Origin of the sequence: Paenibacillus sp. FSL M7-1414 (genome assembly GCF_038003195.1) — a bacterium.
Taxonomy (GTDB): Bacteria; Bacillota; Bacilli; order Paenibacillales; family Paenibacillaceae; genus Paenibacillus; species Paenibacillus amylolyticus.
This window is the reverse complement of the sequence record NZ_JBBOOS010000001.1, coordinates 3228026-3247952: the sequence shown is the minus strand read 5'-3', so window position 1 is coordinate 3247952 and position 19927 is coordinate 3228026. Positions and strand designations below refer to the sequence as shown.

The following is a 19927-nucleotide window of genomic DNA, read 5'->3' as shown; positions in this document are numbered from 1 at the left end:
ATTCATTCCTATGAATCCGTTGATCTTGCTCCTTGAAATTCCCTATTTTCTATTGATCGCTATCCTTTCACAGCACCCAAAGCAACACTTCCAATAATCTGTTTGGAAAATATAGAGAATACAATAATAATAGGCAGGATTGAGATCGCTACACCCAAATACAAGAGCCCATAATCCATCCCATAGTACCCCTGCACTAGCGCAACCAATACCGGAAGCGGATATTTATCCAGAGAGAAAAATAGCACCAGCGGTGTCAGGAAATTATTCCATGATCCGATAAACGTGAATATGCCAAGGGCGGCGATTGCCGGCCCCAGGATAGGCAGTACAATCTGATTGAACGTCCGGAACTCACCGGCACTGTCCACCCGCGCAGATTCAATAATTTCATCCGGGATACTGCTCTCCATGAACTGTTTGATAAAAAATACATTAAATGCATTAGCCGCAGCCGGCAAAATAATTGCAGCATAGCTATCCAGAAGTCCCATCATGCTGAATAGTCGATATACGCCAATCAAAGCCAGTTGACCCGGTACCATCATGGTTGCTAACAGAAACAGGAACAATCCGTTTCGTCCTTTGAATTTAAATTTAGCAAATCCATACGCAGTTAAGGCCCCAATATACAGAGATAATACGGTCGATGTTCCGGCAATAAATATGCTGTTGGCAAACCCACGCCATATGTTGATTTTGGATACCATGTTCATATAGTTATCAATCAAGAATGATCCGGGAAGAAATGTGAACGTTGAAGCAATCGTTGCATTGTTATGTGTGGAATAGATAAGCATCAGATAAAATGGAATAATGCAGAGCACGGCAAGACCTGTCAGCAACAGATAGATGATGATTTTGCCTGCCGTCAGCCCTCTTGTATTGGCATATTGCTGAATCGCCGCATTTGGTTGTTCAACTGATTTTGCAGTTTGCATAAGAACTCCCCTCCCTATGAACGGCTCTTCCGCTTGGTCATGATGAAGGATGCAACGGACAACAATATGATGATAATAAACAGGCAAAATGCTATGGCAGCGCCGTAACCAAATCGTGTGCTCTGAAATGCTACATTATAGAGATACATAATGCTCGTCATGGCTGCTCGGTCAGGACCGCCATTGCCGTTGGTTAGTGTAAATGGCTGATCGAAAATCTGGATGCCCCCAATAATAGATGTAATCATCTGAAACAGAATAATTGGACGGAGCATCGGCACGATAATATGGATGAAAATATGTTTCTTTTTCGCGCCATCCATCTGTGCAGCTTCCAGCAATGAAGGATCAATGCCCTGAAGACCTGCAAGGTAGATAACCATGGAATAACCGAAGTATTGAAAAAACAAAATGGATGATACAATCAGACGCATAAACCAGGGGTCATTTTTCCAGTTGATTGGATCTTGTATTATGCCGGTCTGCACCAAAAAATGATTCAGTCCGCCAGACTGCCAGTCAAAAATCAAGCTGACAAGCAATCCAAGTGATGCCGCCGTAACGATGTTGGGAAAAAAGTATACGGCTCTGAAAAAGTCCCGTCCTTTGAGCAACTTATCATTCAGGATAAAAGCCAACACAAGTGAGATTGTGAGCTGTGGAACTACAGATACGCCCCAGATGAATAACGTATTAAACAAGGTTTTGTAGAACAACGGGTCTTGTAATACGGCAACGTAGTTACCGATCCCTACAAAGTCAGGTGTCGTGATTCCATCAAAGTTGGTGAAACTGATGTAGAGCGAATATAAAATGGGATACAACCCAAAAGTGGTGAAAATAATAAAAAACGGAGCAATGAAGTAGTAGCCGTAATGGTCCTTGCGAATCGTTTTGGCAAACATGTTCTATCCCCCCAGTTATCATCGGATGTGTATATTCAATCGCTTACTAATCCACTTCCAGCTCCGGAAATCTCAAGGTAACATCACGTTTGATTCGCTTTACGACTTCTTCCTTGGTCTGAATGTCCTTGTTGAGATATAACTGGAGTACAATCTTGTAGATATCATTATTAATCGTGGCATCATATTTGGTGCGTTCGTATACTGGTACCCGTTTTGCAGCCTCCGAGAAAAACTCGAAATGCTTCTGTCCTCCTAGATAGGACGATGAGAGAGACGGGGCAAGTTCATCATTCACAACCATGTTGCTGGTGAAATAATCCTGTTCTTTCGCTAACTCGGATAGAAAATCGTGGTCAAAATTATAGAACTCAATAAACTTCCAGGCCAAATCCTTTTTCTCACTTTTACTGTACATCGCGATATAGGTTCCACCTGAACTAAAGGCTGACGGTCCCTGGGCTAAGCCCCACATCCCTTCGGTATCCGGAGCGTTTGCCTTGAACGTATATTGCAAACCCCAGGTTGCCCCGGGATAAAACATGACCTCACCTTTTTGCATAGATGCAGCGTAACCGGCACTTCCATCTTCATACTCGGCAAGTACATTTCGCTCACGTGCTTCACGTACAAGATCGAGCACTTCCAAGTACGTTGGATCGATAACAAGTTTGCCGTCCTTCACCCAAGGTATACCATCATATGAATTCGATATAGCATTCCAATTCGCCAATGCATGTACTTTATTCCCGCTAAGTTGCTGTACCTTCTCTCCAATCTCGAAGATCTTCTCCCATGTATCGATCTGTGAACCCACCTTCTCAGGATCATCGGTGCCCAGATATTTCTTCGCCAAATCCCGACGATAGTAGATGCCCCCTGGTGTTCCCTGATAACCTATCGCTCTGACATTTCCCTCACTGTCCTGTTCATTGGCCTGAACAAAAGCATATTGTTCCTGGATAAGTTCATTGGCGTTATACGGTGAAGCTGATAAATTCTCCAGATATGGAACGTCAATCAGCTCTCGAATATTCGCATTTTCAATCATAAATACATCTGGAGCCTTCGAGGTTGTCTGTAGCGCAGATTTCAGCTTGGTGATATAGAAATTACCGGGGATGTTGACAAAGTTCACTTTGATGTCAGGATATTTCTGTTCAAATTTTTCGATGGCGTACCCTGCTTCATCCGTAAAACTCCACACGGTAATCTCCTGTTGCTTGGTTTCACTCGATGGACTGAACTGACAACCAGCTAACAACATCGCTGCACATACAAATACAATAGTTGGCTTAAACCACTTCTTCATAGGCCCCCTCCTTCAAAAAGGAAACGCTTACAATTTATTAGAGTATATTGATTTTGGAGAGGGCTTTCTCCACAAATATTGTGCATTACCCTCCATATTTTGTGATATTCGTACGATGTTTCTTACGAAATTCGGACGGTGTGCAGTCATTATATTTTTTGAAAAGACGATTATAGGAGTTAACATTGTTAAAGCCATGTCCGATCGCAATCTCCAGAATCGTATCCTGACGGAACAATAAGGCCCACTCGGATTTGATAATTCGAAAATGATTCAAGTATTCCATCAGTGTTACTCCCTTGATCTCTTTGAACAGCTTGCAGACATGGAACTTGCTGAATTTAATATGTTCTGCCACCTGTTCCAGCTTAATGGGCTCAGCATAGTGCTCCTCCAGGTATTCACAGACCGATTCAAGGAATTCAAATTTTTTGGAGGAAGTACATGCCCATCCTGAAGATGAAGATTCGTCGGTGGTAACCGGTACTTTGGTACGTAATAAAAGTATGATGAGATCATACAACCTGGATACCATTAACCATCGGTATCCCGGCTTCTGATTTTTCTTCTCGGTAATGATGTCATCTATATATTGAGTCAGATTGCTCTGACTTCCCGTATTCGAGGGAATAACAGTTGTTTTGTTGAAAAGTTGTCCGAGATCCTGAATTTCGGCTTCGGTCGTGAAACTCCCGGTTAACAATTCGAGTCGGAACAAGATAATGGTCAAATGTTCGGTCCCCGGCAAAAAGCAGTGCACATCCCCTGGTTTGATCAGCAGCACATCCCCCTTTTCCAACTCACACACGTGGTCGTTCACGCCAATTCTGGCGCTCTTACCATTAACGAGAACCAGTTCAACCTCATCATGCCAGTGCGCAGCATAATTGAACTGATTTCCTGTATGAATTACCCGAATGGGAAAACCTTCTTGCATATGGCCTGTCTCCAAAAAAGTGGGTACGCCCATCGTATCAACCTCCATTTATTTCCAATGCAAAATACTCCTCATCTTTATATTATGCATTAATGGCTACTCTCCTTTCTTTTTAAGTATTTAAAATTCTATAGAATGCAAAAAAACTCCTCAACTCAGGTTGAGGAGCCGAACAGAATCACGTTCCACGCATTGGATGTCCAGTGTATATAACGTCTCTACGATCTCTCCGTTCAGCAGTTGGAAGAGAACATGACCTGCAAGCTGGCCTGCATCCCTCTTCGGCTGACGAAATGTGGTTAGAGGTGGATTCATGTACTGAGATGCAGGTATATTGTCAAAGCCAATTACGGATAACTGTTCAGGTATTGAGATATCATGCTCCCTGAAGGCTTCCAAGCCGCCGATGGCCATTTCATCATTTGCAAAAAATACAGCGGATGGCAACTCTCCTTCAAGCAGTTTCTTGGCTGCATCGTACCCATCTTGCTTCATGTATTGTCCGCCAATTTTCCATTCGGGGTTCTCTTCGATACCTGCCTCCTTCAGGGCTTTCAAATAACCTTGATAACGATGGAGATTACATTCCGATTGTGACGGGCCACTAATATAAGCTATAGTCCGATGCCCTTTATCGATCAGATAACGGGTAGCCAAGTAACCGCCTTGCGTATCACTCATCAAAACCTTTACAATATGTTGAGCATCCAGATCCCGATCCATGACAACAATCGGAAACCCTGCTTCAGATGCTTCAATCAGCAACTGATCTTGAATATTCTGAGCAATAACAATAGCTCCGTCAATTCTTCGTTCACGAATGTAACGATGGGCTGTCGACTTCTCTCCACCCAACGAACTACATACGATCATATCGTATCCATGACTCATAACGACGGTTTCTATTCCATTCACCAACTCCGAGAAATACGGGCTGGACATGTCATGGACAATAATACCAATGGTTTGTGTACTATTTCGTTTTAATTCCGATGCAGGACCATGCCTAACATAATTGAGTTGACTCGCTGCCTCAAGCACTCGAAGTCTTGTCGGCTCACTTACATTTCCTTTATCGTTGAGTACGCAAGATACGGTCGAACTGGCTACACCAGCCATCTTGGCTACATCTTTAATCGTTGTCATCATATATACTCCTCAAAGACAGTTTCATCTGTTTAGTTCATTATGGCAGTAACACAGCAATACACACGGGATAGTTCACTAGCATTTTAACACGTCAGTCCAGTCATGTCTCTTAGCAAAACATCAACTACGATAAAACATATTAAAGAAACCGAGGTGCCTTCATGAGATTTAGTGAATATGTAATAGGTCAGCGCTACGAAACCACATCCTTGGCATTATCCAAGAGTGATATTATTGAGTTTGCCACAATCTATGACCCACAGTACATGCATTTGGATGAGGAAAAGGCCAAGCGAGGCCGATTCGGCAGTTTAATTGCTTCTGGCATGCAAACGATGAATATCTCCTTTAAATTATGGATTGAGGTCGGGGTCTATGGAGAACATGTCGTGGCGGGCACCGGAATGAATAACATTCAATTCCTGAAACCGGTCTTTCCAGATGATGAACTTCATGTCATTGCAGAAGTCATTGGACTGACTCCCAGACGAAAAGGAAATGGGATTGTTACGGTGCTGCTGAGTACTTTCAATCAGAAGAATCAAAAGGTATTTCAGGCAGAATTAAGTGCTTTAATCGATAATTAAGGACGAGAAAAAGCCCAAAAAAGCCGCCAATTGGCGGCTTTTCGTAAATATATTACATTGAAGCATTTTTAAGCGTTATACCCTTTCAATACCTGCCCCAAAATCTCTACACCCTTGACAATCTGTTCGTCTGAAGGGGTTGAGAAATTAAGTCTGATGGCATTACAAGGGTCTTGCTCGTTCACCAGGAATGCATTTCCCGGTACAACCGCAACACCTTGAGCTGCCGCTGTCTTGGCATAATCAAGCATGGGCACATGTGCTGGCAGATCACACCAGAGGAACAGTCCACCATCCGGTTGGGTATAGGTAATGGACTCACCCATATGCTCTTGCAGCTTGTCCATCATCAATGTTGCTTTTCTCCGATAGACCTCACGAATACTGTTAATATGCCCCGCGTAGTCATACTCTGTCATGAACTTGTATGCCAGAATCTGTGGAAGCATCGCCGTATGTACGTCTTCTCCCTGTTTGGCGACAACCATCTTCTCCACCACTTCATGTGGCGCTTGTACAAAACCGACGCGCAGTCCCGCCGACAGAATTTTGGAGAATGATCCAACATAGATCACCAGACCTTCATCATCCATAGATTTGATCGTTGGTACATCATCTCCATTGAATCGAAGTTCTCCGTACGGGTTATCTTCCAAAATCATCACGCCATACTTCTTAGCCAACTCGTATATGGCTTTACGTTTCTCCAGGCTCGTCGTTACACCAGTCGGATTCTGAAAACTCGGAATCACGTAGATCAGTTTCACATTGGGCTCCGTTTGCAGCGCCTGTTCCAGCTTCTCGATATCCATACCGTCATTCTCCATCGGAACACCGGCAAGCTTCGCACCGGATGCCCGGAAGGAGTTCAGGGAACCAATAAAGCTCGGACTCTCACAAATGATTGTATCCCCTTCGTTACAGAACACTTTACAGGCCAGTTCAATCCCCTGCTGCGCTCCAGATACAATGAACAATTGATCGGATGGTTTACCGGTATCAAAACCCGTCTTCAAATGTTGAGTCAACGCTTCCCTGAGGGGAACATATCCTTCCGTAATCCCATATTGCAGAGCTGTGACCGGGTCATGCTCCAGAATGGATTGAGTGAATGTGCGAATCGCCTCAATAGGAAAGGTTTCCGGAGCTGGGTTTCCCGCAGAGAATGGAATCACATTTTGCCCCGAAGAAGCCTTCAGAATCTCACGAATAATGGATGGTTGCAGTGCTGCGATACGATTGGAAAATGAATAGTTCATCTTAAATAGTGCCTCCCGACATTTCATCTGAATTAACTCTCTATCATTACATTAGATTCTATTATACGAGCATTTCCCGAATTTCCAAACTGTCTCCACAAAATTAATGTTTGTACGCCAAAAAAAGAGGCCGCCTTCAGCAACCTCCTTGCATAAGTATTGAGTAAACTTTCAGCCTATTAGCGCGCTGCGTTCATCTCGGATAGCCGTGTGGCCTTCACAACATAAGCGGCTAGACCGGGGATCATGCGGGCCAGACCAGGATAGAATTTATTGGTTTTGGCAAAAGCCAGCTTTTGAATTCTTCTTGCGCGTCTGAGCAATTGGGTGAATTCACGGCTTGCTTCCAGCGTGTAATTACTCTGCCAATCGGCATGTTCAATATCGCCTTGCAGGTACTTGTCAGTCCACCTTGCACACAGGAGTGAGGAGCGAAGGGCAATGGACATTCCGTCTCCACATAAGGGCGGTATCATCAGCATGGCATCCCCAATATGCGGATATTGGGACCACGGCTCAGGAACGTTGGACAGATGCAACGGCGCAATCGACACTTGCGTTCCATCTACAGGTTTTCCCTCGGCTAAACGGGCCGCCAAGCTCACGTTTGTCAGGGATGCCGCCTGTAAAATATCGTTTACAGATTTGCCACTTCCCTGGACGGTATCCAGTGTCAACAATGCGGCGACATTCACAATACCATCCTCAATCGGAGAAATGCCCACGTAACCACCCTCGCAAAAATATAACTCTACCCGTGCGGGAATCTCTATCCCGCTGAAGTGGGACTTAACGCCAACGTATACGGTTTGGTCCCGCAGATCAGGTGCGGAAGCCATCCCGCGCGGCTTTTTGGTCCCATGTGCCCCGATAACGGCTTTGGCTCTGTAGCTGATCCGCTCATCTCCCTGTTTCACCTGAACCTCATAACTGGCATCCTCAAGCTGCTCGATGCTCGTTAAGGTCGCTTTGGTCACAATCTGGGCTCCGGCCTCCAGAGCCTTCTGATGCAAAATCTGGTCCAGCTCATATCGACTTATGCCATATGCGAATCCCGGCAGCGGTGCTTCGATCACTCCGCCTTGTGGCATAACGATTTTGGCATGATCCATCGTGCTAGGTTTCTTCGACTGGTCCAGAAGGTGAATGTCCAGAACTTCTAACATCTCCTTGGTTTCGGGTGACATGAACTCACCGCAGGTTTTGTGCCGCGGGAACTCCTGGCGATCCAGCAGAAGGGTCCGATGTCCTTTCCCTGCCAGTTGCATTGCACATGTACTGCCGGCAATTCCGGCTCCGATGACAATCACATCTATCGATTTCGACACGTAAGATCACCTGCCTTTCGTGGGAATAACAACAGAGTATCGGAATAAGGGCTTCCATTCATAGGTCATCGTATCATGATTGAGACGTTGTTTAAGTTCCTTCCAATCCCTCCCTGTAAAACCTTTGGCTACGGAAAGAGGCCCATCATGACGAATATAACGATTGCGCGAGATCATCCGTGTAGTAATCCAGACCGCCTTATAGGATACGGGATGACGGTGAATATCATTAATAACGACACCGTATCTGGATGCTCTTAGCATATGAGAAACCATATCGACCAGCTGATCTCCGTCAAAATGATGTACAAACTGGGAGCCTGTCACAATATCTGCGGAAGCATCCGGCAGTTGTGTAAGATCGGCACGCTGTACCCGAACTCGGGGTTCGTGACGAAATAGTTGTCTCGCTTCCTCACACGCTTCTTCCGTCAGATCAACCAACGTAATTTCCAGCTGAACACCCTGACGATCTGCCCATTGCAGTAGTTTCTGGTTCACATCTCCTGAACCTGCCCCCACATCCAGCAAGGTCAGCTTATTCGGCTTACCGACTGAGTTCCACAACTTCTCTACACCAGCCAGAGTTGGGCCAGGTGCTGCAAATATTTTGTTAAGACGTCTCAGATGTCTAAGCGCTTCACGCAGCTCCTCCCCTCCCAGAGAGAAGTCATCCATCAGTTCATCTTCCTTGGCTCGAATGGACAATGTTCTAAAAAAGGACATGATCGTGCTCCTCCATCACTGAAGATAATGAGGGTACATAAGTGAATTTCATCAACTCTGCGGTGAGTCCCGGTCCAAATGCCATGGCTACACCATCTGTGGAGGATTGACCCTGTACCTTCATGTCCTCACGCATCGCGTTCATTACAAACAGAATGGTATTGGAGGATAAGTTACCATACGTTCTGAGGACATCCCTGCTATACTTCGTTTGCTCGTCTCGCAACTTCATTACATTCTGCACAGAGTCCACAATCCCGCGTCCTCCCGGATGAATGGCCCATAGTTCAGGAAGCTGTTCACTTTGCAATAAGAGACGCAGTTCCTCTTCCAGATGAACACCTAACAGCTTCGGAATACGAGGGGATAGATACAGGTCATACCCCAGATTCCCCACCTCCCAGGTCATATCTTCAGTCGAATCCGGAAGAAGCACAGAATAACCCGTTCCCAGACTCAAAACATTCTTGTGCTGAGATTCTGGTGTGCCCACTACACAAGAAGAAGCAGCGTCTCCGAAGAATGAAGCTGCAAACAGCGCTTCCCGATCTTGTACGGGCTGAAAATGAATGGTGCACAACTCTACACAGACCACAAGGACCTGTGATCCGGGAGCTCCCTGCACCACATCTCGTGCCATCTGAATGGCTTTCAGCCCTGCGGCACAACCCTGAAAGATTAGCGGCAGTCGATTAACTCGGGCAGACAAACCCAAATGACGGATGAGCATAACATCAAGACCCGGCAGATATTGACCTGTGCAGCTGACCGTGATGATATGTGTGATGCTCTTTGGAGATACGCCTGAATCCTCCAGGGCTTTCTCTGCAGCCTCAACCCCGAGCGGAAGCGCCTCTCGCTTGTATGTATTCATTCGTTCTTCGGTTGTCGGGATGTCTGATCGCTCACCAGAGGGCAGATAACGGCATTCTTCGAGTGAACCCAGATAGCTCGGTTCCACGGTATATCGTGTTTCAACACCACAGGACTTGAATATTCGTCTGGCAAAACGGGCCAAATCTGGCCGATCCTGAAGAGAAGAAGCGATTAGTTCTGCAATATCTGACTGTGCTACGGGGTGAGCAGGTAGAGCCGTTCCCATGCCAAGAATCGCGATATCGGATGGACTGTTATATTGGTTCATAATAAACCTCCTGGTATTGGTCATTATTTCCTCTAATTTAACAACTCTTACCCTTAACGATATCGTTATAATCTCAATAAGGCTCCTAATCTAGTTTATTAACACATCCGCAAGCTCAGAAGCTTGGTTTCGCCAAGCCATTGAAGCAATCACACCAATGAACGAAAAAAGCCGCCATTAGGCGACTCCAAGGTAACTATATTCCTTCTAAGCGTCATTCTGATACACGTTATTTGGAAAATGCTTCTCTGATCTTGTCACTCATCAGGTACCAGGCATCCTCAGCCATCTGGAGATCGCCAAAATGCGTAAATCCATGAGCGGCTCCCTCGTACTCCTTAAGTGTCACCTTCACACCGCTTGCTTCCAGCCTTGCTGCATATGTTCTTGCTTCTTGGGCTAGTGAATCTTTTTCCGCGGTAATAATCAATGCTTCTGGAAGACCCTCCACTGATATTGCGAGCACAGGTGAAGCCAGCGGGTCTTGCGCATCTTCTGGCGTATCAAGGTACATGGCATTGAACGTTCTGGCGATATCGGCTGGAATGGCTTCTGCAAAACTCGGTTTCTCGGCCGGATCTGTAGCCACATCCAACACGGCATAATCCATAATTTGCAGAACAATTGGCAGCTCGCTACCTCGTTGCTGATTCAGTAAACACACTGCTGCAGCAAGATTACCACCAGCACTATGCCCCCCAATAGCGAATAAAGACGGGTGAACAGATAAGGATTCCGGATTGGCGCTGACCCACTGTACAACGTTGTAACATTCATCGACCGCTGTTGGGAACTTGTGCTCTGGTGCAAGACTGTAATCGATATTAACGACCACACAATCAGATCGATCAGCGATCAAGCGACACCATGGATCATCCATCTCTGCTTGTCCCAAGATGAAACCACCCCCATGCATATTAAAGAAGACCGGCAGAGGCGTGGAATGCTCCCTATCCGGTGTATACACAAGTACACGTGTATCCCCTTTAGTTGTAGGAATCATGACTTCTTTTACTGTGACCGCATACGTGGAACTGGGTTGAAGAGTTGCACCTGTACCGACGACATTTTGACGCATACGTTGTACCATTGCCAATTGTTGTTGTTGATCCATAGATATCACTCCTTTAGTGGATTGCCAATACGCCTACTTCCGTTGTCACTTAAGTATAGATGACACTCGTCTATTCCGTCATGTGCAATTCATTCGATATGTATTGATCAACATGCTGAAACGTCAACCAAAATTACCTTCCCCTGCTCTTAATGCTTCAATGTTAACATTCAGTGCCAGGAGATTGGTTTGGGTCCGTGCTTGTTTCCTTTTTTTTGTGGAACATCATCCAGACCCCCATCAAACAAAATAAAACGCTGCACCCCATGCCAAACAAGCTACTGGTTTTTAATGCAAGAGGTGAGCCTTGCATGGTAAGTAACGTCGCTTGGGTCACCACAATGGATACCATCGCATCGGTGAAGTTAATCATTTTCAATGTAGATATGATCGGGTTATGGAGATGACGGTTCGCCCAGGTACCATACACGGCAAAAACCAGCTTGGTAAAAGCAACTGTAGATACGATATACACGATGTTACCCTCATATATGAAGGCATCGCCGATTAGATACATTCGCAGGCAGACCATCGAATAGGACACGCCTAGTAAACACAGGAACAGACCTCCGCGCTTATATACCGTAAGTTCTAATCTATATCTTTCTTCGGGAGAGTCCATTCTCTTGGTAACTGTATATTTATGGAGCACTTGTCCTTTTGCCACACACAGAATCAGATAATATACAGCATTTGTAATGAACCATCCCGAAAGCAGATATATGCCCAGGATTAACTTGCCTATCCCTGTTACCGCATTGATAACAAGGGAAGCCACATTAAACAAGGCCGTTCGATCTTGTTTATTTCCAAGGTAATGGAACCAAATGGACTTCAAATATGTCTTCATTTTCATAGGATATTCATTCTGTTAGAGAAGCAGACCATTAGCCTTTTCACCTACCTCTTAAATGTCAATAACATGATGAATGAGGTGTAGAGAAAGTGGTATACGTTCTCCTCATTCGGCCAAAGATTCCCGAACGCTTTTTGGAAGGGATTTAATAACCATATCATAAGAGTGATCGATCATGACGTAGACATCTTCATCGGATAGTGAACCATCCAGCGTAATGGTATTCCAGTGTTTTTTGTTCATATGATATCCCGGTTGAACTGCTTCATGCTGCTCTCTCAGGTTCTCTGCAATAATGGGGTCACATTTTAAGTTTAAACGACAGTTCTTTTCTTTGTTTTCAAAAATAAGCGCGAACATCTTACCCGCAACCTTAATCGCGACTGGATCAGGCCCAAATGGATAATCCTTGGTCGCACCTTTCTTGCTCAAACTGTATTCAATCATCGTATCCTTCAAGTCAGTACCTCCCTTTCACCAGTAGACGATATAATGATACCGAATGTAAGTTCGTATGTAAATAAGCTCGTTGTACATAAAAGCACATAATAAAACCTCCTCCAAATGAATGGAGAAGGTTTTATCTGGATTTATTTAGATCTTAATTGGCTCTATCATTCCTAGTTTTGCTGCTGCGGCTGAATGAGCCATGGTTAGATTTACTGCTACTGCTGTTTGATCTACTGCTATTGGGTCTACCGTCGTTTGAACGACTACTGTTTGATTTACCACTCTTGGCAAACCATTCGGATTTGGGCTTGCGTGCCGGGTTAGCTTTGGACTTCGCCGGTTTGCCTGCAGCCGATTTGTTGAACGAAGGTTTACTGCCTGATGCTTTGCTGGTTTTATCAAACACAGGTACACCTGTCATTGGATACGGATGACCTTTCACTTCAGGAATCGTCTTTTTGATTACTTTCTCGATATCCTTCAGGAATGGAAGTTCATCCTTCTCGCAGAACGATATGGCCATCCCGCTTTTGCCAGCTCGCCCTGTACGTCCAATACGGTGAACATACGTTTCCGGAATGTTAGGCAGGTTAAAGTTAATGACATGTGAAAGTTCCTCTACGTCAATTCCTCTTGCCGCGATATCCGTCGCAACTAATACACGTGTTGCACCACTCTTGAAGTTGTTCAGTGCCCGTTGTCTCTCGTTCTGAGACTTGTTGCCATGAATAGCCTGTGCCGTAACATTCGCTTTGGCCAAATCACGTGTAACCCGGTCAGCGCCGCGCTTCGTGCGTGTGAACACCAATGCCGTGACGATGGATTTATCCTCCAAAATTTGGTTCAACATATGTTGCTTCTTGCCGTTCTCCAACAAATAAATAGACTGCTCAATGCGGTCTACCGTTGAAGATACCGGTGTGATTTCTACTTTGACTGGATCAACCAGCAGGGTTTTAACCATTTTGGTGATTTCAGGAGGCATCGTAGCTGAGAAGAACAGCGTCTGCTTTTTGTTAGGCATTTTGGCAATGATTCTTTTCACATCATGAATGAAGCCCATGTCCAACATCCGGTCTGCTTCATCCAGAACGAGAATCTCAACCATCTTCAGATCAATACGTTTCTGGTTAATCAGATCGTTCAATCTGCCAGGCGTTGCGATAATAATATCTGCACCTTGATTCAGCGCACGCTCTTGTACTTTTTGCGAAACGCCGCCAACGATTGCCGTACAACGAATGTCCGTATACCGGCTATATACCTTGATGTTATCCGCGATCTGAATCGCCAGTTCTCGTGTTGGTGTCAAAATTAATGAGCGAATATGTCGTGCGGACTTCGATCCTTGCCCTTTGGATCTTTCGCTTAATAATTGAATGATCGGCACTGAAAATGCTGCCGTCTTGCCTGTTCCTGTCTGTGCACATCCCAGCAGATCTCTGCCAGCTAATACAGCTGGTATGGCCTGTTCCTGTATAGGGGTAGGATTAGTATAGTTTGCTTTGCTTAACCCTTCCATAATAGAGGGGATAATATTTAAGTCCTTAAATGTCATGTTGTCTCCTTCATTTACGCACATCTATCAATATGACGCATCTTTTATTTCACACGTAACGTATAAGGTTACCATTAAAAACGTAATTTGTACATTATCTTTTTAAAATCACTTTGTTTAACTGACCAATTTAAGACCAACTGCCGATCCGAGCACCATAGCGATAAACAGAATTCGAAGGGCATTTCGAGCTTCTCCATAAAACACCATGCCCAGAATGGCACCACCGGAGGCCCCGATTCCCGTCCATACGGCATATGCTGTGCCCATCGGAAGAGTTTCCATTGCAATGGACAGGAACATGAAGCTTAAACCAAACCCGGCTACCAATAGAACCAGTGAAATGAGATTACGGTCTTTGTGCAACTTGTTTATCATCAGCACTCCGATCATCTCAAATATACCTGCCAAGATAAGAAATACCCAGTTCATTATAGTTGCACCTCCTTATTCTTCTCTTTGCTCAGCATTTTAAGACCAATTACGCCAAGTAAAAGTACACCAATGAGTACCATTTTTCCGGTTTGAACAGTCGCATTAAACAGAACAATCTCTGCAAGTACCGTGCCAGCGGTACCCAGGCCAACGAATACGGCATATACGGTTCCCACAGGCAGTGTCCGCGAAGCTGCAATCATCAAGGAGAAACTAATGATAATTGCAACCAACGTAACCCCCCATTCCAGCAGACCACTGGCATGTTTCAATCCAATGACCCAACCTACTTCAAACAAAGCAGCAATCACAACCGACATCCACGTTTTATTCATTCTTGTAACACTCCTTCTCTACTACATTTTTTGTACAACCCGTAAGGTTCATTAGCGTAAAAACAAAAAAAGCCCGGGAAACAAACTGCATGTAGCAGTTCATCTCCCAGGCTTTTATCCCTCCGTGGCACAACCAACAGGTTGCGGGTTTTCTCTCGGACCAGACCGACACATCCATCGCGGAACCCTAGAAAACCTGTTTTTATTCTAATGTGACTCCAATTATACACACTTCCACTATCTTGGCAACCCCGTAAATGTGATCATGCCCTTTATTTGATAATCAAACCCATTAATCCTACAAATGTGGCGGCTTGATGTGGTGAAATCACACAACCGTTGAGATCTTCCATGGTCAGCACCAAGGAGTCAAATTCGCAATCGCTAAGATCCAAATCCTTCATTTTGGTCCCCGTTAAGGAAGCTTGGTCGATGTTACATTGAATGAACTCTATTTTTTGCAGTGCCAGATAGGCAAAGTCCGCACCAATCAAGGTACATTCCGAGAAGGAGACCTGTTTTAGATGGGCAAAACGGAAATTGCTGTAGTCGCCTAGACCATGAAGGAAACTGACATTTTGCAATCGGCTATTGGAAAAATCCGTTCCGACAAACTTGCAGTTATGCCATTCGATCCGGTGCATGAAGGCACTTGAGAGATTGACATTGGAGAAGTCGCAGTGTTCGAACCTGACATCGGTGAATTCAAATTGTTCCAAGGTAGACTCCGAGATAGTCACATGTCTAAATACAACATTTTCAAAGGAAACCTTACTCGCTTCCTGTTGATCCAATGTAATGTTCTCGATCAGTTTGTATTTGTACTCCATTTTTGATTCCAGGAATGCAATCGTTTCCGGTTCGAGCAACTGCTCCTGAATCTTGGGTTTGTCCATTTTCATCCCGTATTCCCCTATTCCTTAATAGCTACAACTCGCAGTCGGCTTCTGTCCAGATACCACTGTCCATCCCGCATCAGTTGTGGCTGTACTTTTTTCTCAACTGCTTCCATAATAACATCCTGTTCCGCAGGTGTGATACCACTGAATAAATACTCCGCGAAGCTGGTCAACCACTTTCTGGCACCTGGCTTGAACGGGGTAAATTGATCCACATGCTGAGCCAGACTAACTCGAAATCCGTGTTGCTCCAGAAGATTAGCATATTCGCCAATGGTCGGGTGATACCAAGGATTCCGTCCTTCCCATTTGTATCCACGGACATCCAGTTCTTCCTGTACCGCTGTAATTAATATAGCCGTGTTACCATTTGCAGCAAACTCAGCCACGAATCGCCCGCCCCTCTTGAGCGCTAACTGTATTGATTGTACTACAGCTGGAGCATCCTTTATCCAATGCAGAACGGCATGAGAGAAGACCGCATCAAACGGTTCTTCTGTCCGATAATGACAAGCATTTGCTACTTGAATATTCATATCAGGGTATTTCTGTTTAGCTTGCCTAATCGTCTCTTCTGAAAAATCTATACCTGTTGGCAGCGCTCCTGCGGCTGCGATTTTCGCTGTCAGATCGCCATTACCGCAACCCACATCAAGAATACGTTCACCTTGGGATGGCTGGAGCAATGATAAGATAGGTGTGCCCTGTAACGTAGCAAAAGGAGCGGAGTGACCACTCGATGATTCGTTCACTTGACCGGATGAATGTCCGTTATTCATAGATTATAATCTCCTTTTCAATTAAGGATCTAATGTATCTATAATAACTTTAATGTAAAGGAACTGTCAATTTACTAATCACTCAATCACAAATAAAGCCGCCAGATGGCGACTCTATTCCTCTTTCAGAGACGATGGAGCGCGTTCCCCCTAGACCTGTGTGCCCTAATTTACACTCTCCTTGAATTTGTGCTGTAAACTGATGTTGTGTCGACCTCTTCGGTCACTAGCTCTAACCAGCATGTGAAGTATATCTCTCGATGTACGGAATTTTCTTCATACTTAATTTGTGATTCGAGCCTGTCAATTAATATTTGCCTCACATGGTTTGATAACCACTTCATCACTTTGTTCACCCAACTTTTCGATAAACTTTAATCGCTTGGCTCTGTTAACATACTCTTAGTATGCCGAGTCATGGGCTGCAAGCGGTATATCAATCGTCTTAATTGATTGCCTGATCCTCTCAGGCCCTCTTTTGGTTCTGTACGGTAAGCTTTATAATATTACCTGATTGCTTCCATGAATCTTCCGGTCATCGGGCAGATTATCAAGGCATCCGCAGATGCACCCTACTTAAGTCTTAAGCTCGAATTCACACCGAACCAAATTCTCGAAGTACTTAACGAATGTAATATCAAGGTAACATTCAACGAAAACGCCAGACGAGCCATGTTTGTAGGTCAGATGGAATCGTCCATTCAGGATGCTGTACTCCGACTTGTTCGATTGCTGGATACGCCGGGAGAGCTTCCGTTTCTGGCTCCGTTGTACATTAAAGAAATCCTGTTCCGTCTCCTTCAAGGGCCTTACGGAGGAGAACTGGCGCAGATTGCGGTTGAAGGTAGCAGCACTTATCGGATCAGAGAAGCGATTGAGTACATCGTTCATCATTGGGAACAGCCATTTCGCATTGAAGATCTGGCTGAGACCGCGAGTATGAGCGTCTCTTCATTCCATCGTCACTTCAAAGAGATCACAGCTATGAGCCCATTACAATTCCAGAAACAATTAAGATTACAGGAAGCCCGGCGACTTCTGATGGCCGAATCTGCTGACGCGGCAGATGTAGCGTTTCGGGTTGGTTACGAGAGTGCTTCTCAATTTAGCCGCGAATATGCACGCATGTTCGGTGCGCCGCCAAGAGCCGATATCCGACGGCTGAAAGAGAAATATGACATGGCCTTGAGTGAGTAACCGAGTATTCACTCTCTATCTCACAACTATCACACAAAAGGCATACCAAAAAAGGACAACCACAATGAGTTGTCCTTTGTTCAGTATCAGAATTCTGCGTAATATCTTTTGGAATTTTCAAAATACTCGTATTTATGAAAGGAAATCGGAGCTGTTCTCCTTAATTTTTGAACAAGATTAGACCAATGCTTCGACCCGTTCTGGCACGTGGATCTCTCCGTGCAATAATTGAGTGATGTCACGAGTCAGTGCATCCACATTTTCCTGCTGCGTTGCCCAGCTGGTACAGAAGCGCACCGCGCTATGTGTATCGTCAACCTTTTCCCAGAAGGTGAACGTATAACCGTTGCGTAATTTCTCAAGCAAACGATCAGGCAGAATCGGAAACTGCTGGTTGGTTGGTGAATCGTACAGGAAGCGTACCCCCTGCTGTTCAAGTGAGTCATGAATTCTCAAGGCCATATCTACGGCATGGCGAGAAATATCGAGGTACAGACCATCTTCGAACAACGTTTCGAATTGGATACCTAGCAATCTGCCTTTGGCAAGCAGGCCACCTTTTTGTTTGATCATATAACGAAAATCAGGTTTCAGTGCATCATTCAGGATAACAACCGCTTCTCCCATCAATGCGCCAATCTTGGTTCCCCCGATGTAAAACACATCACACAAGCGAGCAAGATCAGCAAGTGTCATATCGCAAGCGCGTGAAGCGAGTGCATATCCAAGACGTGCTCCATCCACGAAAAACGGAAGACCACATGCTCTGCTCACTGTATGCAATGCTTGCAGTTCTGCCTTGCTGTACATCGTTCCGTTCTCGGTTGGCTGAGATATGTAGACCATTCCTGGTTGAACACAGTGTTCCGGCGACGACTCATTCATGTGCGCATCGTAGACTGCTCTAACCTGCTCAGGCGTGATCTTTCCGTCCTCGCTTGGAACTGTGAGTACCTTATGTCCCGTAGCTTCAATAGCTCCGGTTTCATGAACCGCAATGTGTCCCGAGGACGCAGCAATCACACCTTGATATGGACGCAAAATAGAGGCAATCACCGTTGTATTTGTCTGTGTACCACCAACCAGGAAATGAACATCAGCTTGCTCATTGTCACAAGCCTGACGAATAAGCATTCTCGCCCGTTCGCAGTGTCCATCCGTGCCATACCCGCTCGTCTGTTCCATATTGGTTTCCATCAGTCTTTGTAAAATGCGTTCATGCGCACCTTCGTTATAATCACATTCAAATCGTATCATCGTGTTGTCTCTCCTGCCTTCTTGTTCAACTTCTCTTGTATGTTCATCATGGAGGTGTATACCTCTTGAATCTCTTCTTCATTCAATTCTTGCATCAGCTTCAGAATCTGTTGATCGGATCGGTCATTCAATTGGGCATACAGTTCCTCACCCTTGGCTGTCAGACGAATCAGACTGACCCGGCTGTCGGCCGCAGAATCCACTTTCACCAGCAGTCCTTCCTTGGACAGCTTGTTCACAATTCGGCTCATGTAACTGCGATCAATGGTCAGTGTATCTACCAGATTATTCGCAATGCTCTCTCCCCGAATTCCAATCTCAATAATGACTCGTACTTCTGCAAACGAATACCCTGTTCCAAGAATATGCTTATCGAGTACACCGAGTATGTTGGTATAAAAACGGTTAAAACGTCGCATGTCAGCCAGTATATCTGGATTTATGTACTGAGAGTCGATGTCAAACCCTCCTTTTTAGTGGACATTGTCAACATTATAATAATCACGTTAGTGGACGTTGTCAACATTATATTGTACATAGCATTTTATAACTTCATTTTTAATATCCAATCAATAAAAAAAGCCGCGCATATGCGCGGCAAGGTTTACTTGTTTTAGATACTTGATCCAGATACTTAGTCAGCTACTTAAGTTTCTATATAAATTGAACTAAACATTTACACAAAACGGAGAGGACAGAAAGAACCTGAAGAAGCAAAGCGTTCGCCTAAAAGCTTTCTGCAAGAAAGCTACATCGGAA

Annotated in this window: 20 protein-coding genes, 1 pseudogene and 1 riboswitch; of the genes and pseudogenes, 2 read left to right on the top strand and 19 right to left on the bottom strand. The window is 44.9% G+C overall.

All coding sequences use genetic code 11. The features are described from left to right. Nucleotides 1-59: 59 nt before the first annotated feature. From MHH92_RS14145 to MHH92_RS14125, 5 genes are all read right to left on the bottom strand, one after another. Nucleotides 60-941 (bottom strand): carbohydrate ABC transporter permease, encoded by an 882-nt coding sequence (locus MHH92_RS14145; RefSeq protein ID WP_083684212.1) that lies wholly within the window; start codon nt 939-941, stop codon nt 60-62. Between the two features lie 14 nt (nt 942-955). After that, entirely contained in the window at nt 956-1846 is an 891-nt protein-coding gene (locus MHH92_RS14140) for a carbohydrate ABC transporter permease (RefSeq protein ID WP_036608160.1), read from the bottom strand. Nucleotides 1847-1892: 46 nt separating this feature from the next. Beyond that, nucleotides 1893-3158, bottom strand: coding sequence for an ABC transporter substrate-binding protein (locus MHH92_RS14135; RefSeq protein ID WP_100528065.1), 1266 nt, complete (start codon nt 3156-3158; stop codon nt 1893-1895). A gap of 85 nt (nt 3159-3243) precedes the next feature. Further along, nucleotides 3244-4128, bottom strand: coding sequence for an AraC family transcriptional regulator (locus tag MHH92_RS14130; RefSeq protein ID WP_017688600.1), 885 nt, complete (start codon nt 4126-4128; stop codon nt 3244-3246). A gap of 117 nt (nt 4129-4245) precedes the next feature. Beyond that, nucleotides 4246-5244 (bottom strand): LacI family DNA-binding transcriptional regulator, encoded by a 999-nt coding sequence (locus MHH92_RS14125; RefSeq protein ID WP_340904475.1) that lies wholly within the window; start codon nt 5242-5244, stop codon nt 4246-4248. Between the two features lie 161 nt (nt 5245-5405). On the opposite strand from MHH92_RS14125, the gene MHH92_RS14120 reads away from it, so the two are divergent. Beyond that, on the top strand, nt 5406-5831 hold the full coding sequence (locus MHH92_RS14120) for a MaoC family dehydratase (RefSeq protein ID WP_340904473.1): 426 nt from the start codon (nt 5406-5408) through the stop codon (nt 5829-5831). 68 nt (nt 5832-5899) lie between these two features. Here the strand turns inward: MHH92_RS14120 and MHH92_RS14115 are convergent, their stop codons facing one another. The 12 genes from MHH92_RS14115 to MHH92_RS14060 all read right to left on the bottom strand — a co-directional run bounded on the left by MHH92_RS14115 (nt 5900) and on the right by MHH92_RS14060 (nt 16714). Next, complete coding sequence (locus MHH92_RS14115; protein WP_340904471.1) at nt 5900-7090, bottom strand: aminotransferase-like domain-containing protein; 1191 nt, start codon at nt 7088-7090, stop codon at nt 5900-5902. 179 nt (nt 7091-7269) lie between these two features. After that, on the bottom strand, nt 7270-8418 hold the full coding sequence (locus MHH92_RS14110; protein ID WP_315371617.1) for an NAD(P)/FAD-dependent oxidoreductase: 1149 nt from the start codon (nt 8416-8418) through the stop codon (nt 7270-7272). A 6-nt stretch (nt 8419-8424) separates the two neighbouring features. Next, a complete protein-coding gene (locus MHH92_RS14105; RefSeq protein WP_339184894.1) occupies nt 8425-9144 on the bottom strand; it encodes a methyltransferase domain-containing protein in 720 nt (239 codons plus the stop codon). After that, on the bottom strand, nt 9131-10288 hold the full coding sequence (locus MHH92_RS14100) for a type III polyketide synthase (RefSeq protein WP_340904469.1): 1158 nt from the start codon (nt 10286-10288) through the stop codon (nt 9131-9133). The genes MHH92_RS14105 and MHH92_RS14100 overlap by 14 nt, the downstream gene beginning before the upstream one ends. A gap of 229 nt (nt 10289-10517) precedes the next feature. Further along, entirely contained in the window at nt 10518-11402 is an 885-nt protein-coding gene (locus MHH92_RS14095; protein ID WP_340904467.1) for an alpha/beta hydrolase, read from the bottom strand. A gap of 163 nt (nt 11403-11565) precedes the next feature. Beyond that, on the bottom strand, nt 11566-12258 hold the full coding sequence (locus MHH92_RS14090) for a hypothetical protein (protein ID WP_036608182.1): 693 nt from the start codon (nt 12256-12258) through the stop codon (nt 11566-11568). Between the two features lie 105 nt (nt 12259-12363). Then, nucleotides 12364-12717: an MmcQ/YjbR family DNA-binding protein gene (locus MHH92_RS14085; RefSeq protein WP_340904464.1), complete on the bottom strand. Its 354-nt coding sequence runs from the start codon at nt 12715-12717 to the stop codon at nt 12364-12366. A gap of 142 nt (nt 12718-12859) precedes the next feature. Continuing rightward, on the bottom strand, nt 12860-14266 hold the full coding sequence (locus MHH92_RS14080; protein ID WP_036608186.1) for a DEAD/DEAH box helicase: 1407 nt from the start codon (nt 14264-14266) through the stop codon (nt 12860-12862). 117 nt (nt 14267-14383) lie between these two features. Beyond that, the gene (locus tag MHH92_RS14075) at nt 14384-14698 is read right to left on the bottom strand and encodes a DMT family transporter (RefSeq protein ID WP_340904460.1); all 315 of its coding nucleotides are present in this window, start codon (nt 14696-14698) and stop codon (nt 14384-14386) included. Continuing rightward, on the bottom strand, nt 14698-15036 hold the full coding sequence (locus tag MHH92_RS14070) for a DMT family transporter (protein WP_340029563.1): 339 nt from the start codon (nt 15034-15036) through the stop codon (nt 14698-14700). The genes MHH92_RS14075 and MHH92_RS14070 overlap by 1 nt, the downstream gene beginning before the upstream one ends. Before the next feature lie 101 nt (nt 15037-15137). Next, nucleotides 15138-15238: riboswitch (guanidine-I (ykkC/yxkD leader) on the bottom strand. A 70-nt stretch (nt 15239-15308) separates the two neighbouring features. Beyond that, nucleotides 15309-15938 carry a pentapeptide repeat-containing protein gene (locus MHH92_RS14065; RefSeq protein WP_340904459.1) on the bottom strand — a complete coding sequence of 210 codons (630 nt, stop codon included), beginning with the start codon at nt 15936-15938 and terminating at the stop codon, nt 15309-15311. An 11-nt stretch (nt 15939-15949) separates the two neighbouring features. After that, nucleotides 15950-16714, bottom strand: coding sequence for a methyltransferase domain-containing protein (locus tag MHH92_RS14060; protein WP_340904458.1), 765 nt, complete (start codon nt 16712-16714; stop codon nt 15950-15952). 507 nt (nt 16715-17221) lie between these two features. On the opposite strand from MHH92_RS14060, the pseudogene MHH92_RS14055 reads away from it, so the two are divergent. Further along, nucleotides 17222-17911, top strand: a pseudogene (locus MHH92_RS14055) (AraC family transcriptional regulator N-terminal domain-containing protein); the annotation flags it as partial. A gap of 177 nt (nt 17912-18088) precedes the next feature. Here MHH92_RS14055 and MHH92_RS14050 read toward each other — a convergent pair. Next, entirely contained in the window at nt 18089-19168 is a 1080-nt protein-coding gene (locus MHH92_RS14050) for a threonine aldolase family protein (RefSeq protein ID WP_340904457.1), read from the bottom strand. Further along, nucleotides 19165-19587, bottom strand: coding sequence for a MarR family winged helix-turn-helix transcriptional regulator (locus MHH92_RS14045; protein WP_036670809.1), 423 nt, complete (start codon nt 19585-19587; stop codon nt 19165-19167). The genes MHH92_RS14050 and MHH92_RS14045 overlap by 4 nt, the downstream gene beginning before the upstream one ends. Nucleotides 19588-19927 lie beyond the last annotated feature (340 nt).